A 17,887-nucleotide genomic window follows, 5' to 3' on the forward strand; every position below is an offset into this window, starting at 1 on the left:
CGGGAAGTATTTATGACCGACCCCAAGCGCGGCGCCTTCAACGGTTTGCTCGCATTGCTCAGGCCCTTTCGCACCATCGTCAGCGTCTCCGTCGCCCTGGGCATGGCCGGCGGCCTGGCCATCACCTTTTTGCTGGCGACCATCAATAATGCCCTGCACTCCTCCACCGGCATGACTCAAGGCGTGGTGCTGACCTTCGCCGCCCTGTGCGTGCTGGCGCTGACCAGCTCGATTGTGTCGGACATCGGCACCAATTACGTGGGCCAGCGCATCATCGCGGCGTTGCGCAAGGAACTGGGTGAGAAGGTGCTGTCGGCGCCGATCGAGCAGATCGAGCGCTACCGCTCCCACCGCCTGATCCCGGTGCTGACCCACGACGTCGACACCATCAGTGACTTTTCCTTCGCATTCACCCCGCTGGCCATTGCCGCCACAGTGACCCTGGGTTGCCTGGGCTACCTGGCGTACCTGTCGGTGCCGATGTTTGTGATGATGATCGTGGCGATCATCATCGGCAGCAGTGTGCAGTTCATTGCAGGCGCCAAGGGCATTCGCGGTTTCGACGAAGCCCGCGACCTCGAAGACGAGCTGCAACGTTACTACTCGGCCATTGCCTCGGGCGCCAAGGAGCTGCGCATCCATCGCCCACGCCGCTATCGGATGAATACCCACCGCATCCAGGAAACCGCCGACCGGATCAGCGACATTCAGGTGCGCTCGGTCAACATCTACATCATCGCCAAGACGTTCGGTTCGATGCTGTTTTTCGTGGTTATCGGCATCGCCCTGGCGATGCAGGCCTACAGCCCCAACCCGGACCCGGCAGTGATCACCGGTTTCGTGCTGGTGCTGCTGTACATGAAAGGCCCGCTGGAGCATGTGGTGGGTTACTTGCCGATCATTGGCAAGGCGCGCATTGCCTTTACGCGCATTACCGAACTGTCCGAACGCTTCTCGTCACCGGAACCGCACCTGCTGATGGCCGATACCGAGGCGCCGCACCCTCTGGTGCACAGCCTGGAACTGCGCGGCGTGACGTACAGCCCGCCGCCGGTGGAAGGCAGCGAGCCCTTCCACCTGGGCCCGATCAACCTGAGCATCAAGCAGGGCGATATCGTGTTTATCGTCGGCGAAAACGGCTGCGGCAAGACCACCCTGATCAAGCTGCTGCTGGGCCTGTATCAACCCCAGGCCGGTGAAATCCGCCTCAACGGGGAAACCGTGACCGACCCGGTCCGCGACGACTATCGCCAGTTGTTCACCACGGTATTTGCTGACTACTACCTGTTCGATGACTTGGTACAGGGCAGTGCCACACAGTCGCTGGACAGCGCCGCCAACTACCTGGAGCGCCTGGAAATCGCGCACAAAGTCAGCGTCAAGGATGGCGTGTTCAGCACCACCGACCTGTCCACCGGCCAACGCAAGCGCCTGGCACTGGTCAATGCCTGGCTCGAAGAACGTCCGGTGCTGGTGTTCGATGAATGGGCCGCCGACCAGGACCCGGCCTTCCGCCGCATTTTCTATACCGAACTGCTGCCGGACCTCAAGCGACTGGGCAAGACCATCATCGTGATCAGCCACGACGACCGCTATTTCGACATCGCCGACCAGCTCGTGCGCCTGCGTGCCGGCCAGGTGGTACATGAAATGGAGCCTGCGTGAAATTTCTTTTCCGGTTTCTGCAAGTAGGAACGTCTCACTAGTGGGAATGAGAACCACACTCAATAAACACTTAGAATCTGCCAACTAAAACATAGAAGAGAAAGCATCCATGTCAGTACGACTCGGTCTGAGCCCCCTGAGCAAAGCGCTATCGATGCGACGGGCCCTGAACTTCAACCTGTTGCCAAGCGCGCTGGCCCTTGCGGTATCGATGCCCATTGCCGGGTACGTCCAGGCCCAAGAGATCGAGCTCGACATCCCTGCACAGCCGTTGGGGACGGCACTGCAAGCGTTTGGCCATCAGAGCAACCTGCAAGTGCTCTACAGCCCTACCGACGTGCAGGGCAAAACCAGCACCGCCGTCAAAGGCACGCAGGAGCCCAAGCAAGCCCTCGCCACCCTGCTCAAAGGCACCGGCATCAATTACACGCTGCAAGGCAACGCTGTGACCATCAGTGCGGTCGCGACCTCAGGGCTGGAACTGGGTGCCACCCAAGTGACGGCCAACCAATTGGGCACCGTGACCGAAGGCACCGGTTCGTACACCCCGGGCACCATCGCCACGGCGACGCGCCTGGTGCTGACGCCACGGGAAACGCCGCAATCGATTTCGGTGGTGACGCGTCAGGTGATGGATGATTTTGGGCTCAAATCCATTGACGATGTGATGCGCCATACACCGGGTATCACGGTGTCGACCTTCGACACCGAGCGTACCAACTACTATTCCCGTGGATTCTCCATCGAGAACTTCCAGTACGACGGCATTCCGACCCTGCGCGATGCTCAGTATTCCGCCGGGCAGACCATGACTGACATGGCGATCTACGATCGCGTCGAAGTGCTCAAGGGCGCTACTGGCTTACTTACCGGTGCCGGTGGACCTGGTGGCACCATCAATTTGATCCGCAAGAAGCCGACCTCCGAGTTCAAAAGTAGTATCGAACTGGGCGCAGGCTCCTGGGACAACTATCGCTCCCAAGTCGACGTCAGCGGCCCCTTAACCGAAACCGGTAACGTGCGCGGCCGCGCAGTGGCGGCGTACCAGGACAAGAAGTCGTTCCTCGACCACTACTCCCGCAAGACCGGCGTTTACTACGGCATCCTTGAAGTGGACCTGACCCCGGACACCCTACTCACACTGGGTGCTGACTATCAAGACAGCGACCCCAAAGGCTCCAGCTGGACCGGCACCCGCACCATCTTCGACGCCACCGGCAACAAACTGGACCTGCCTCGCTCATTCAACAACGGGCCCAAATGGGGCTCATGGCAACAATACAGTCACACGGTATTCGCCACGCTGGAGCACAGTTTCGACAACGGCTGGGTCACCAAAGGCCAGTACAACCATCAGGTCAATGGGTACGACGCGCCGCTGGGCTATATCTCCCAGGATTCCGCCACGGCCAGTTCGATCTATGCGGCCAAGTACACCGGAGAAACGACCAGCGATAGTCTGGATGTCTACGCATCTGGGCCTTTTGACCTGTTCGGGCGTGAGCACGAGTTGGTGATTGGCCAGTCAGTATCGACCTCCCGATGGAAGGGAAAGGACTACCGGAATCCGGTCTACTTCAGCAACTCCTATGATTTTTACAACTGGCACGGTGAAGCCATTGAACCTGCATGGGGCAAAGCTTCCCGGTTCAGCGATGAAATCACCCGCCAGACCGGCACCTATGTCACTGGTCGTTTCAGCCTGACGGACGAGCTTCATCTGTTGCTCGGTACCCGGGTCGCCAACTATCAGGTCACCGGCACCAGCGACACCGAAGAAAGCGGCAAGGTAGTGCCTTACGCCGGTCTGACGTACGACTTGAACGACAACTTCACCGCCTACGCCAGCTACACGGAAATCTTCAAGCCGCAAACTCAGTATCGCGACCGAACCAACACCATGCTTCAACCTGACGAGGGCAAAAACTACGAGATTGGGCTCAAGGGCGAATTCTTCGATGGTCGCCTGAACAGCAGTCTCGCCTACTTTGAGGTACACGAGACTAATCGCCCAATCGCCGATACTGTCTGGAACTCGCAGCCAGCCGTCGATTACTCGTACTTGGGCACTAAAAGCAAAACTAAAGGTTACGAAGCGGAGATCTCCGGCGAGCTCGCTAAAGGCTGGCAGTTGCAAGCTGGCTACACCCACAAAGTCGCCCGCGATGCCGATGGTGAGAAGATCTCGACTTGGGAACCAGAGGATCAGGTAAGCCTCTACACCACCTACAAACTGCAAGGCAGCCTCGACAAGCTCACCGTCGGCGGCGGCGCACGCTGGCAGAGCGCAGGCTGGCAGACTGTCCGGAATTGGGGCTACCCCGGCGGCGGCCGCTCCGAAAAATTCACCCAGGAACCCTACTGGCTCGTTGACCTGATGACCCGCTACCAAGTGACCGAGAACCTGTCGGCCACCCTCAACGTCAACAACCTGTTCGACAAGCACTACTACACCAACATCGGTTTCTATGACTCCGCCTACCCTGGCGACCCACGTAACTTCATGGTCACCACCCGCTACGACTTCTAATCCGCAAGCCCCAAAGCCCCTGCTCACCATGTGACCAGGGGCTTTTTCATGGACCTAACAAAACGCCCCTGATCATGCTTGATGATCAGGGGCGTTTCTTACCTCAACCGCTTACTCCATGGCAGCCACAAAGCTGCGGATGAACTCAGCGTTATCCACGATCCGATGATGAGTCGTCTCGATCACCACCGAGCGCTGGATACCCGCCTGGCCGATCACCTCGCGCATGCCGCTTTCGATCAGCGCCTGGTGAATACCGCCCTCACTCAGCGCCGCCCACCAGCAGTTGACCGGTGCCTTGATCGCACGGTAGTCGGTGTCTTGCAGGCGCTCATCCAGCAGTTGCTTGATCGCCCAGGAGCGCTCGGTTTCGCCGCCCTCCTGCAGCTCGTCCTTGAGTACACGGAAGCTGTCGCCCAGGGTCGATTCCGCCCAGTCGGACAGGCACTGCCATTGTTCATCCTCGTTGCCGGGAGCCGCTTGCCAGACACGTTGGATCTGTTCGGCATAGTGAGGGAACATCACCGCCAGCAGCTCGGCACGCCGCTCAGCAGCAGAGATCGCGCGGTCGTCCACCAGCGCGCCCTGATTCCAGAACGCGGTGAAGCGAGCCGGTGGCGGCGCATCGATCCAGCCGACCGATTCAACCTGACGGCCGGCCTGTTCCAGGTGATAGGCCACTTCCATGGCCAGGTTGCCGCCCAGTGACCAGCCCGCCAGGCAAAAGGCACCCTGCGGCTGGGCACGCAGCAACTGCTGGGCGTAATCCTCAACCATTTGCGCCCAGCTCGGCACTTCGCCGCCCTCTTCCACCAAGGCGCGGCACACCACACCCATCACCGGGCGCTGTTCACGCAACGCCAGGGCAATGGCTTTATAGCAATGTACCGAGCCAAAACTTGGGTGGAATAAGTACAGCGGCGTGCCTTCAGTCTGGCCGTTGAGCGGCACGATCAGCGACGCCGGACCGTTACCCTCCATGCAGCGCGCCTGCGCGGCTACCGTCGGATGAAGCATCAGTTGATTGACCGCCAGCGACACACCGCACGCCTTGTTGAGTCGGTCCTTGAGCATCAGCACCAACAGCGAGTGGCCGCCCAGTTCGAAGAAGTTGTCGTGCAAGCCCACGCGCTCGACGTCCAGCACCTGTGCCCAGATGGCGGCAATCTGCTGTTGCAACCGAGTGTGCGGCGTAACGTATTCGCGGCCCGTTGCGTCGGGCTTGGGCAGCGCCTTGCGGTCCAGCTTGCCGTTGGGGCTCAACGGCATCTGTTCCAGCATCACCCATTGAGCTGGCACCATATAGTCCGGCAGGTGATTCCCCAAATAGGCGCCCAGGCGGTCACGCCAGTCGTCGCCAGCCTGTTGCAGCACCACATAACCCACCAAGTGCTGCCCGTCCACCACCAGCACGGTGGCTTCGCGCACATCCGGGTGTTCGAGCAGACGCGCTTCGATTTCACCCAGCTCAATCCGCAGGCCGCGCAGCTTGACCTGATGATCCAGGCGCCCGAGGTACTCGATGACACCATCAGCGCGCTGGCGTACGCGGTCGCCGGTGCGATACAGGCGGGCACCGGCATGGAATGGGCAAGGTACAAAACGTTCGGCGGTCAGGTCGGGACGGCGATGATAGCTGCGCGCCAGGCCTTGGCCGCCCAGGTACAACTCGCCCGCCACCCCGACAGGCACCGGCGATAAACCGGCGTCCAGCACATGGGTGCGCAGGTTGGCGATCGGTTCACCGATCGGCACGGTGGCCTGGCCTTCATCGACGCACGTCCAGTGGGTCACGTCGATGGCAGCTTCCGTTGGGCCGTAAAGATTGTAGAGCCCGGCCTGCGGCAGCTTGGCGAATACCTGTTGCTGGGCATCCACCGGCAGTGCTTCGCCGCTGCAGACAATACGTTGCAGGCTTCGGCAGGTGGTGACCTGTGGATCCTGCAGGAACGCCTGGAGCATCGAGGGCACAAAGTGCAGCGTGGTGATGTGCTCGTGGTTGATCAGGCTGACCAACTTGGCCGGATCACGATGATCCCCAGGCGCTGCAACCACCAGGCGCGCACCGGTCATCAAGGGCCAGAAGAACTCCCACACCGAGACATCAAAACTGAACGGGGTCTTTTGCAGCACGCTGTCGCGGGCCGTCAGGCCATAGGCCTCCTGCATCCAGCACAACCGGTTGGTCAACGCCGAATGTCGGTTGCCCGCCCCTTTGGGTTGCCCGGTGGAACCGGAGGTGTAGATCACATAGGCGAGGTTTTCGCCGTCCAGGGCGATGCCTGGGTTGTGTTCGGCATACCCTTCAAACCAGGACTCGCCGAGCACCAGGCTGTCCAAGCCTTGCGGGATCGGCAACTGTTCCAACAGATGCGCCTGGGTCAGCAGCAGCTTCACGCCGCTGTCCTGCAGCATGTAGGCCAGGCGTTCGCGTGGGTATTCCGGGTCCAGCGGCACATAGGCGCCACCGGCCTTGAGCACCGCCAGCAGCCCCACCACCATTTCGATGGAACGCTCTAGCGCCAGCCCCACAAGGACATCCGGGCCTACACCGGCGCTGATCAAACGATGGGCCAAGCGGTTGGCGCGGCGATTCAACTCGGTGTAGCTCAGCTGTTGCCCGGCAAACGCCAACGCCGGCGCATCGGGTGTAAACGCAGCCTGATCTTCGATCCATTGGTGCACACAGCGTTGCAGTGGGTAGTCGCGGGCCGTGGCGTTCCAGCCGTGCACCGCCGTTTGCTGCTCACGGTGGTCAAGTAACGGCAACTGGCCGATACGCTGCTGCACATCACCCACCATGCCCTGCAGCAGGTTCAGCCAATGACGCGCCATGCGCGCCAGCGTAGCGGGTTCGAACAGGTCAGTGGCATAGGTGAGCGAGGCGGCAAGCCCTTCGATCGATTCGTGGGTATTGAGGCTCAGATCGAACTGGGCGGTCTGGCTGTCCCACGCCAGCCCACTGACACTCAGGCCAGGTAGTGGCTGGCGCTCATCGCGGGCAGAGGCCTGCGTCTGATGATTGAAGAGCACCTGGAACAACGGGTTGAAACTCAGGTTGCGCTCAGGCTGCAAGGCTTCTACCAGTTGCTCGAAAGGCAAGTCCTGATGCGCCTGGGCATCCAGCGCACGTTGCTTGACCTGCGCCAGTAACTGGGCAACCGTCTGCTGCCCATCGATGTCGGCCTTGAGCACCTGGGTGTTGACGAAGAAGCCGATCAGGCGCTCGGTTTCCACGCGGTTGCGGTTAGCGACGGGGACGCCGACGCGGATATCCCGCTGGCCACTGTAGCGGTGCAACAAGGTCTGGAACGACGCCAGCAACAGCATGAACAGCGTCACCCCTTGACGCTGGGCCTGCGTACGCAATGCGCTGACCAGCGCCGAGGGAACGTTGATGTCCAGGCTCGCACCGCGATGGCTTTGCTGGGTCGGACGCGGGTGATCCAGTGGCAGCTCCAGGACCGGTTGCTCACCGCCAAGCAGGCCGCGCCAGTAATCGAGCTGACGTGTTTTTTCGCCGGCATCCATCCAATTGCGCTGCCACACCGCGTAGTCAGCGTATTGCACCGGCAGGTCCGGCAACTGCGGCGTTTGGCCCTGGCTGTACGCAACATACAAGTGCACCAGTTCATCAACCAGCACCTGCATCGACCCACCATCGGAAATGATGTGGTGCTGCACCAGCGCCAATACATGGTCATCGTCGGCGACGCGCAGCAGGCCCACACGCATGAGCGGCCCCTGGGTCAGGTCGAACGGTTGTGCAATGAACGCCTCCACATGAGTACGCAGTGCAGCCTCTTCTACGTCGCTACGGGTGATCGCTACCGATGTGTTCGCCGCAATAACCTGCACCGCACGCTCACCGTCTTGTTGCAGGTGGGTACGCAGGCTTTCATGACGCGCGACCAGTGTGTCGAAACTGCGCTGCAATGCGGCTTGGTCCAGTTGGCCCTTCAAACGCAAGACACCCGGCACGTGATACGCCGCGCTGTCCGGGTCCAGTTGCCAGAGGAACCATTGGCGCTCCTGGGCGTAGGACAAGGGCAAGGGTTGATCTCGCCCCACGGCCAACAGCGGCGGCGCCAGCGGTGTGCCGCTGTCGGTCGACAAGGCAGCAACAAACCCCTGCAAGCGCGGTTGTTCGAACAGGCTTCGCAGGGCGATTTCCCTGCCCAGCAGGTTGCGCAGGCGCGAGACGACCTGCATGGCCAATAACGAGTGGCCGCCCATTTCAAAAAAGTGGTCCGTCAGCCCTACTCGCTCGGCGCCCAGGATATCGGCCCAGACAGCGGCGACCTGTTGCTCCAGTTCGGTGACGGGCTCGACCCACAGCTGCTGCGATTGGCTGGCATCGGGCTTTGGCAGCGCCTGTCGATCCAGTTTGCCGTTCGGGTTCAGCGGCATGCGTTCAAGGAAGACCAGGTGCGCCGGCACCATGTAGTCCGGCAGTTGTTCACGCAGAGTCGACTTCAGTGCTTCGGCGTCGGTTTGCTCGCTGACCAGATAGGCCACCAACTGGTTGTCGGCAGCCAACACCAGGGTTTCACGTACGCCGTCCTGGGCCAGCAACAGCGCTTCGATTTCCCCCAGTTCGATACGGAAACCACGGATCTTCACCTGATGGTCGACCCGGCCGACGTATTCGATCACACCGTCAGCGCGGTAGCGCGCCAAGTCACCCGTGCGGTACAGGCGCTCGCCGGTTTCGCCGAACGGGTCCGGTACAAAGCGCTCGGCCGTCAGCAGCGCCCGGTTCAGATAGGCACGCGCCAAGCCGCAGCTGCTGCCGATGTACAACTCGCCCACGGCGCCCAGCGGCGCCAGGTTCAAGTCGCGATCCAGCACATACAGCGCCCGCCCTGGCAGTGAACGGCCAATCGGGCTGGCGGTGGCGCCGATCAGTTCGGTGCCTGATGTGCAGTCCAGCACGCTCGATACCACAGTGGCCTCCGTCGGGCCGTAGGTATTGAGCAAACGCACATGGCCGAGCCCGGCCTTGAGCCACTGCGCCGGGCCGTCCAGCGGCATGGCTTCGCCACCGATGTGGATCTGGCGAAGCGAACCGTAAGCACGCGGGCCAGCGGCCAGGCAGTCGAGCAGGAACAGGTTCCAGTAGGCGGTCGGCAAGTCGGCCAGGGTAATGCCCTGGGCGATGATTTCCTCGTACAGCCGCGCACTGTCCCATAGCTCGGGACCGCGCAGCACAACCGTGGCGCCATGGGTCAACGCCGGGTACAGCTGTTCAACAAAACCGTCGAAGTTCAGGGTTGCGAATTGAAGAACGCGATCTTCCGAGGTCAACCGTGAATAGCCAGCAGCAATGCTGGAAAACTCAGTCAGCGCCGCATGGTTGATCGCCACGCCCTTGGGTTTGCCGGTGGAGCCGGAGGTGTAGATCACGTAGGCCAGGTTCTGCGAAAAAACCGTTATCTGCGGATCGCTTTCAGGGCACAACGCCAGGTGCGCATCCGCCAGATCGACCGTCGCCATGCCTTCGGGCAATGGCATCGCCACATGAGACTGGGTCAGCACCAGGCGCACGCCGCTGTCTTCAAGCATATGCAACAGGCGTTCACGCGGGTATTGCGGGTCCAGCGGCACATAGGCGCCACCGGCCTTGAGCACCGCCAGCAGGCTGACCACCATGTCGAACGAACGCTCGACCGCCACGCCCACCAGCACTTCCGGGCCAATGCCCTGGCCGATCAGGTGATGCGCGAGGCGGTTGGCCTGGCGGTTCAGTTCGGCGTAGCTGATGGACTGGTCGCCCAGACACAGGGCAATCGCGTCTGGGCGCTGCCGCACCTGGGCTTCGAACAAACGATGTACGCCCTGTTGAACAGGTGCCGCTGCGCCGCCAGCATTCCATTGGTGCAACAGGCGCTGCTGCTCAGCGCTGTCAAGCAACGCGAGTGCAGCAATCGGCTGCCGCGCATCGCTGGCCACGGCGGCCAACAGGTTCTGCCAATGCTGCGCCAAGCGCGCTACTGTCGCGGCTTCGAACAGGTCAGTGGCATAGCTCAACGAGGCCCACAGGCCTTCAGCGGACTCCTGGGTGTCCAGGCTCAGATCGAAATGCGCCGTGTGGCTGTCCCATTCCAACCCTTCCACGCGCAAGCCGGGCAACTGCTCGCCACGCGGCACGCGGGCCTCGGATTGATGGTTGAACATCACTTGGAACAGTGGGTTGAGGCTCAAGCTGCGTTCAGGTTGCAGCGCTTCCACCAGCTGCTCGAAAGGCAAGTCCTGATGGGCCTGGGCATCCAGGGCCCGGCGCTTGGCCTGCTGCAACAGTTGGGCAAAGGTCATTTGCCCGTCGATGTCGGCCTTGAGTACCTGGGTGTTGACGAAGAAGCCTATCAGACGCTCGGTTTCTACACGATTGCGGTTGGCGATCGGCACACCCACGCGGATATCCGACTGGCCGCTGTAGCGATGCAGCAAGGTCTGGAACGAGGCCAGCAACAGCATGAACAAGGTCACGCCTTCGCGCTGCGCCAGGGCTTTGAGGGCTGCGACGACGTCGGCCTCAAGACCGATATCCAGCCGCGCGCCACGGTAACTCTGAACAACCGGGCGTGGATGATCCAGCGGCAGCTCAAGTACCGGTTGCTCGCCGCCGAGCAGGTCGCGCCAGTACGTCATCTGGCGCTGCTTCTCGCCGGCCTCCATCCAGTCGCGCTGCCACACGGCGTAATCGGCGTATTGCAGCGTCATCAGCGGCAGTGACGCCGACTGGCCCTGGCTGAACGCGGCATACAGCTGCACCAGCTCATCGACCATCACCTGCATCGACCAGCCATCGGACACAATATGGTGCTGGACCACTACCAGTACATGCTCCAGCTCGCTCAGCTGCAACAGCGTGACCCGCAGCAGCGGGCCTTGACGCAGGTCGAAGGGTTTGGCGATCTCGGCTTCCACCCGCGCCTGCAACTGCTCGGGTGAGGTGTCCTCAAGCCGGGCGTAATCCAGCAACAGCGCAGACTCCGGCAGGACACGCTGTACGGTGCGCTCGCCCTCGCTGACAAACACCGTGCGCAAGGTTTCATGACGCGCCAGCAAGGCGTCGAAACTGCGTTGCAACGCGGGGCGATCCAACTGCCCGCTCAGGCGCAATGCAGTGGGCACATGATAGGCCGCGCTGTCGGGCTCCAATTGCCAGAGGAACCACTGGCGCTCCTGGGCATACGACAGCGGTAACGCGCGGTCACGTGCCAGCGCGCGCATCGGCGGCGCCAGCGGCGTTGCGTCCAGGGCCTGTAAAGCCAGCACAAAACCTTCCAGTTGCGGCTGTTCAAACAGGGTGCGCAGCGCGACTTCCCGCTCCAGCAACTGGCGCAGGCGCGAAATCACCTGCATGGCCAGCAATGAATGCCCGCCCAGCTCGAAGAAGTGATCCGCCAGGCCAACACGTTCAACCCCCAGCACATCGGCCCAGATCGCGGCGACTTGCTGCTGCAACGCGGTCACCGGTTCAACCCACACCCCTTGGGATTGAGCCTCCTCCGGCTGCGGCAGGCCCTTGCGGTCCAGCTTGCCATTGGGGGTCAGTGGCATCTGCGCCAGGAACATGAAGTGCGCTGGCACCATGTAGTCCGGCAGGCGGGTTTTCAGGGCGCGACGCAGCGCTTCGCGGAATTCGACCTGGGCCGGGGAGTTCTCGGCCAGCAGCGGGTCTGCCGGAACCACATAGGCGACCAGTTGCTTGCCCGTTGAGCTTTCCTGAGCGACTACGACGGTTTCACCGACGCTGTCCTGTTCACGCAGGCACGCTTCGATTTCACCCAGCTCGATACGGAAACCGCGAATTTTCACCTGATGGTCGACGCGACCAAGGTAATCCACCACGCCATCCGGACGGCCACGGGTCAAGTCGCCGCTGCGATACACGCGACTGCCAGGTTTGCCGAATGGATCCGGCACAAAACGTTCCGCGGTAAGTGCCGGACGCTCCAGGTACCCCCGGGCTACGCCCTCGCCGCCCAGGTACAACTCGCCCGCCACGCCAATGGGTTGCAGGTTGAGTTGCGAGTCCAGAACATAGCCGCTGCGATTGCCCAATAGTGTGCCGATTGGCGCGTAGACGGCGCCGCATGGGTTACCTTTTCGTGCTTTCCACAGCAACGGCGTGACCACGGTTTCGGTGGGGCCATAGCCATTGAACAGGTAGGTTGGCTTGAGTGCGCGCCAGGCCAGGTCATAGCTTGCCTGGGCGACCGCGTCACCGCCGAAGCAGTACACACGAACAGCCGGTGGGTTGCCGTCGCGTTCAGCGTGTTCGGCCAGCTGTTGCAGGTACACCGGCGGGAACACGGCCATGGTCACGTTATGGCGGTGCATTTGTTCGTAGGTGTATTCGGGCAGCCACAGGCTGTCGTCACGGATCAGCACGCTGGCACCGTTGATCAGTGGGTGCATCCAGCCTTCGTGAGAGCCGTCGAAAGCGAATGACATGAAGTGCAGTTCGCAATCCGCCGGGCTGGTTTCGTAGCGCTCGCCGGTCGCGATAATGTGCGCCACCAATGGGCCGTGGGAGACGGCCACGCCCTTCGGCATGCCCGTGGAGCCGGAGGTGTAGATGACGTACGCCAGGTTGTCGCCGTCCAGTTTCATCTCGGGCGCAGTGTCACTGTAATCGGCCCAGGTTTCGGTGCGATCGATTGCCAGAGTGTCCAGCCCTTCGGGAATCGGCAGTTGCTGCAAGGCACGGGTGTGCGTCAGCAACAATTGCGCACGGCTGTCTTGCATCATGTACAGCAGGCGATCACGCGGGTATTCGATATCCAGCGGCACGTAGACACCACCGGCTTTCATCACCGCAAGAAACGCCACCATGCTCTCGGCACTGCGCGGCATGGCAATCGCCACGCGCACTTCCGGGCCGACGCCTCGAGCGATCAAGGCATGTGCGAGGCGGTTGGCCTGGCTGTCCAGCTGGCCATAGCTCAGGGTTTGCGCATCGAACTTCACCGCCACCGCATTGGGGTTTTCAGCCGCGCGGTCGGCGAACAGTTCATGGACCAGGCGCGTGGCCGGGAAGCCAGAGTCGGTGCGATCCCACAGTTGGAGAATGTGCTGTTGCTCGTCACGGTCCAGCAGGTTCAACTGACCAATGTTCTGTTGCTGATCGGCAACCATCGCCTGCAAGAGGTTCTGCCAATGCCGCGCCATGCGCTCAATGGTGGCAGCGTCGAACAGATCGGTGGCGTACCCCAGCGACGCCCAGAGCCCGTCCGCACTCTCCTGCACATCCAGGTCGAGGTCGAAATGGGCGGTACGCCGATCCCACGCCAAGCCTTCAATACGCAAGTGGGCCAAGGCTTGCGGCGCGTCGCCCGGGCGCCCTTCGGCCTGGTGGTTGAACATCACCTGGAACAGCGGGTTGAGGCTCAGGCTGCGCTCGGGCTGCAAGGCTTCGACCAGTTGCTCGAACGGCAGGTCCTGGTGCGCCTGGGCATCCAGGGCACGCTGTTTGACCTGAGCGAGCAGTTGGGCAACGGTGGTGTGCCCGTCGATATCGGCCTTGAGCACCTGAGTGTTGACGAAAAAGCCGATCAGCCGCTCGGTTTCGACGCGATTGCGGTTGGCGACGGGCACACCGACGCGAATATCCTGCTGGCCGCTGTAGCGGTGTAACAACGTCTGGAACGAGGCCAGCAGCAACATGAACAGCGTCACGCCCTGCGCCTGGGCCAAGGCCTTGAGATCGGCGGCCAGGGCGGTTGGCAGCGGCACCTCCAGACGCGCGCCGCGGTGGCTCTGCTGCGCCGGGCGCTGATGATCGAACGGCAGCTCCAGCACGGGTTGTTCACCGCCGAGCAGTTCACGCCAGTAGTCGAGCTGGCGGGCCTTCTCGCCGGCTTCCATCCAGGTGCGCTGCCACACGGCATAGTCGGCGTACTGGATAGGCATGCCCGGCAGTTGCGGCGCCTGGCCCTGGCTGAACGCGGCATACAACTGCACCAGCTCGTCGACCATCACTTGCATCGACCAGCCATCGGACACGATGTGATGCTGCACCAGCACCAGCACATGCTCGTCTTCAGCCAAACGCAGTAAGGTCACACGCAGCAAGGGCCCTTGCTGCAAATCAAAGGGACGGGCGATCTCGGCCTCGACCTGCGCTTGCAGATCAGCTTCGTCGACCCCACGCACGTTGATCGGCAAGGCGCCGTCAGGCTGAATCACTTGCCGCGCACCGTCCGGCTGTACCTGCACACAGGTGCGCAGGCTTTCGTGACGGGCCACCAGGGCGTCGAAACTGCGTTGCAGGGCCGAGACATCCAACGCACCTTTGAGGCGCAAGGCGCTGGGGATATGGTACGCCGCGCTGTCCGGGTCCAGTTGCCAGAGGAACCATTGGCGTTCCTGGGCGTAAGACAGCGGCAGCGGTTGTTCGCGACCGACCGCGATAAGTGGCGGTGCCTGCTCACCTTCCGGCGCTTCCAAGGCTTGCAGGGCGCTGGCAAAACCTTCGAGCCTGGGTTGCTCGAAGACCAGCTTCAGCGGGACTTCACGGCCCAATACATGGCGCAGGCGCGAGACCACCTGCATGGCCAATAACGAGTGGCCGCCCATTTCAAAAAAGTGATCGGTCAGCCCTACCCGCTCGGCGCCCAGGATATCGGCCCAGACAGCGGCGACCTGTTGCTCCAGTTCGGTGACGGGCTCGACCCACAGCTGCTGCGATTGGCTGGCGTCAGGCTTTGGCAGCGCCTGTCGATCCAGTTTGCCGTTCGGGTTCAGCGGCATGCGTTCAAGGAAGACCAGGTGCGCCGGCACCATGTAGTCCGGCAGTTGTTCACGCAGAGTCGACTTCAGTGCTTCGGCGTCGGTTTGCTCGCTGACCAGATAGGCCACCAACTGGTTGTCGGCAGCCAACACCAGGGTTTCACGTACGCCGTCCTGGGCCAGCAACAGCGCTTCGATTTCCCCCAGTTCGATACGGAAACCACGGATTTTCACCTGATGGTCGACCCGGCCGACGTACTCGATTACACCGTCAGCGCGGTAGCGCGCCAAGTCACCCGTGCGGTACAGGCGCTCACCGGTTTCGCCGAACGGGTCCGGTACAAAACGCTCGGCCGTCAGCAACGCCCGGTTCAGATAGGCACGCGCCAAGCCGCAGCTGCTGCCGATGTACAACTCGCCCACGGCGCCCAGCGGCGCCAGGTTCAAGTCACGATCCAGCACATACAACGCCCGCCCTGGCAGTGAACGGCCAATCGGGCTGGCGGTGGCGCCGATCAGTTCGGTGCCTGATGTGCAGTCCAGCACGCTCGATACAACAGTGGCCTCCGTCGGGCCGTAGGTATTGAGCAAACGCACATGGCCGAGCCCGGCCTTGAGCCACTGCGCCGGGCCGTCCAGCGGCATGGCTTCGCCACCGATGTGGATCTGGCGAAGCGAACCGTAAGCACGCGGGCCAGCGGCCAGGCAGTCGAGCAGGAACAGGTTCCAGTAGGCGGTCGGCAAGTCGGCCAGGGTAATGCCCTGGGCGATGATTTCCTCGTACAGCCGCGCACTGTCCCATAGCTCGGGACCGCGCAGCACAACCGTGGCGCCATGGGTCAACGCCGGGTACAGCTGTTCAACAAAACCGTCGAAGTTCAGGGTAGCGAATTGAAGAACGCGGTCTTCCGAGGTCAACCGTGAATAGCCAGCAGCAATGCTGGAAAACTCAGTCAGCGCCGCATGGTTGATCGCCACGCCCTTGGGTTTGCCGGTGGAGCCGGAGGTGTAGATCACATAGGCCAGATTCTGCGAAAAAACCGTTATCTGCGGATCGCTTTCAGGGCACAACGCCAGGTGCGCATCCGCCAGATCGACCGTCGCCATGCCTTCGGGCAATGGCATCGCCACATGAGACTGGGTCAGCACCAGGCGCACGCCGCTGTCTTCAAGCATATGCAACAGGCGTTCACGCGGGTATTGCGGGTCCAGCGGCACATAGGCGCCACCGGCCTTGAGCACCGCCAGCAGGCTGACCACCATGTCGAACGAACGTTCGACCGCCACGCCCACCAGCACTTCCGGGCCAATGCCCTGGCCGATCAGGTGATGCGCGAGGCGGTTGGCCTGGCGATTCAGTTCGGCGTAGCTGATGGACTGGTCGCCCAGACACAGGGCAATCGCGTCGGGCCGTTGCCGCACCTGGGCTTCGAACAGACCGTGTACACCCGCGACGTCTTCGAACGCCGCCGTGCTGCGGTTCCAGTCTTGCAACAACCGGCGTTGCTCGTCATCAACCAACATCCCAAGCTGCGCAATACGATTGCCGGCACGCCCCACCACTGCCCGCAACACCCTCTGCCAATGCTCGGCCATACGCTGCACAGTCGCAGCGTCGAACAGGTCGGTGGCGTAGGTCAGCGACGCCCAGATGCCTTCGGGCGATTCCTGGGTATCCAGGCTCAGGTCGAACTGTGCGCTCTGGCTGTCCCACTCCAGCGCCTCCACGCCCAGGCCCGGCAACTGCTGCTCGCCACGCGGCCGGCGGCCTTCGGCCTGATGGTTGAACATCACCTGGAACAGCGGGTTATGGCTCAGGCTGCGCTCGGGCTGCAAGGCTTCCACCAACTGTTCGAACGGCAGGTCCTGGTGACTCTGGGCCTCCAGTGCACGCTGCTTGACCTGGGCCAGCAACTGGCTGAAGGTCATTTGCCCGTCGATGTCGGCCTTGAGTACCTGGGTGTTGACGAAGAAGCCGATCAGGCGCTCGGTTTCTGCCCGATTGCGGTTGGCAATCGGCACGCCGACGCGGATATCCGACTGCCCGCTGTAGCGATACAACAGGGTCTGGAACGACGCCAGCAACAACATGAACAGGGTCACGCCTTCGCGCTGGGCCAGCGCCTTGAGACCGTTCACCAGTGCCGCGTCCAGGCCAATCTCGACCCGTGCACCGCGATAGCTCTGCACTGCCGGGCGCGGGTGATCCAGCGGCAACTCCAGCACTGGCTGCTCACCGCCCAACTGCTCACGCCAATAGCCCAGCTGACGCTCTTTTTCACCGGCTTCCATCCAGCTGCGTTGCCACAGGGCGTAGTCCGGGTATTGGATCGACAAGCCCGGCAGGTGCAAGTCCTGACCCTGGCTGTACGCGACGTACAACTGCACCAGCTCGTCGACCATCACTTGCATAGACCCACCATCGGAGACGATGTGATGCAGTACGAGCACCAACACGTGATCATCGGGCGCCAGTTGCAGCAACTTGACCCGCAGCAGCGGGCCTTGTTGCAGATCGAAAGGCTTGGCGACTTCCGCTTGCACCCGCGCTTCCAGCTGCGCGGCGTCGCCGGCTTCAAGGGCGATTTCCAGGTGCAACTCGGGCCTGACCACTTGCAGCACGTGGTCGACATCCTGATGCAAATAGGTCCGCAGGCTTTCGTGGCGGCCGATCAGGCTGTCGAAGCTGCGTTGCAAGGCCGCGCGGTCCAGGCGGCCTTTCAAACGCAGGGCGCGCGGCAGGTGGTAGGCCGCGCTGTGCGGCTCCAATTGCCACAAAAACCACTGCCTTTCCTGAGCATAAGAGAGCCGAAGCGGCTCACCTTCCTGGCGCTTGAAAACCGGGGCAATCTCAAACAGGTTGATGCCTTGCTGCTTGAGCATTACCGCCAACGCTTTCTTTTGTTGCGCAGAAAGTGAACCTACCGACTCGATTAATGCTTGCACGCCACG

3 protein-coding genes are annotated in these 17,887 nt (G+C 62.0%); 2 read left to right on the forward strand and 1 reads right to left on the reverse strand.

Annotated features, from left to right (window positions below; translation table 11 throughout):
• The first annotated feature begins 12 nt into the window (after positions 1–12).
• Both AB4O35_RS22920 and AB4O35_RS22925 read left to right on the forward strand, forming a co-directional pair.
• Positions 13–1,665, forward strand: coding sequence for a cyclic peptide export ABC transporter (locus tag AB4O35_RS22920; RefSeq protein WP_065876022.1), 1,653 nt, complete (start codon positions 13–15; stop codon positions 1,663–1,665).
• A gap of 109 nt (positions 1,666–1,774) precedes the next feature.
• Positions 1,775–4,195, forward strand: a complete 2,421-nt coding sequence (locus AB4O35_RS22925) for a TonB-dependent siderophore receptor (protein ID WP_065946392.1) — start codon at positions 1,775–1,777, stop codon at positions 4,193–4,195.
• Positions 4,196–4,306: 111 nt separating this feature from the next.
• Here AB4O35_RS22925 and AB4O35_RS22930 read toward each other — a convergent pair whose 3' ends face one another.
• Positions 4,307–17,881, reverse strand: a complete 13,575-nt coding sequence (locus AB4O35_RS22930) for a non-ribosomal peptide synthase/polyketide synthase (protein ID WP_460149302.1) — start codon at positions 17,879–17,881, stop codon at positions 4,307–4,309.
• Between the last annotated feature and the right edge of the window lie 6 nt (positions 17,882–17,887).

The organism is Pseudomonas sp. H1_A03, assembly GCF_054685145.1.

Bases quoted from the DNA above. Each gene is read 5' to 3' on its own strand.
- AB4O35_RS22920 (WP_065876022.1), top strand. From the start codon at position 13: ATGACCGACCCCAAGCGCGGCGCCTTCAACGGTTTGCTCGCATTGCTC.
- AB4O35_RS22925 (WP_065946392.1), top strand. From the start codon at position 1,775: ATGTCAGTACGACTCGGTCTGAGCCCCCTGAGCAAAGCGCTATCGATG.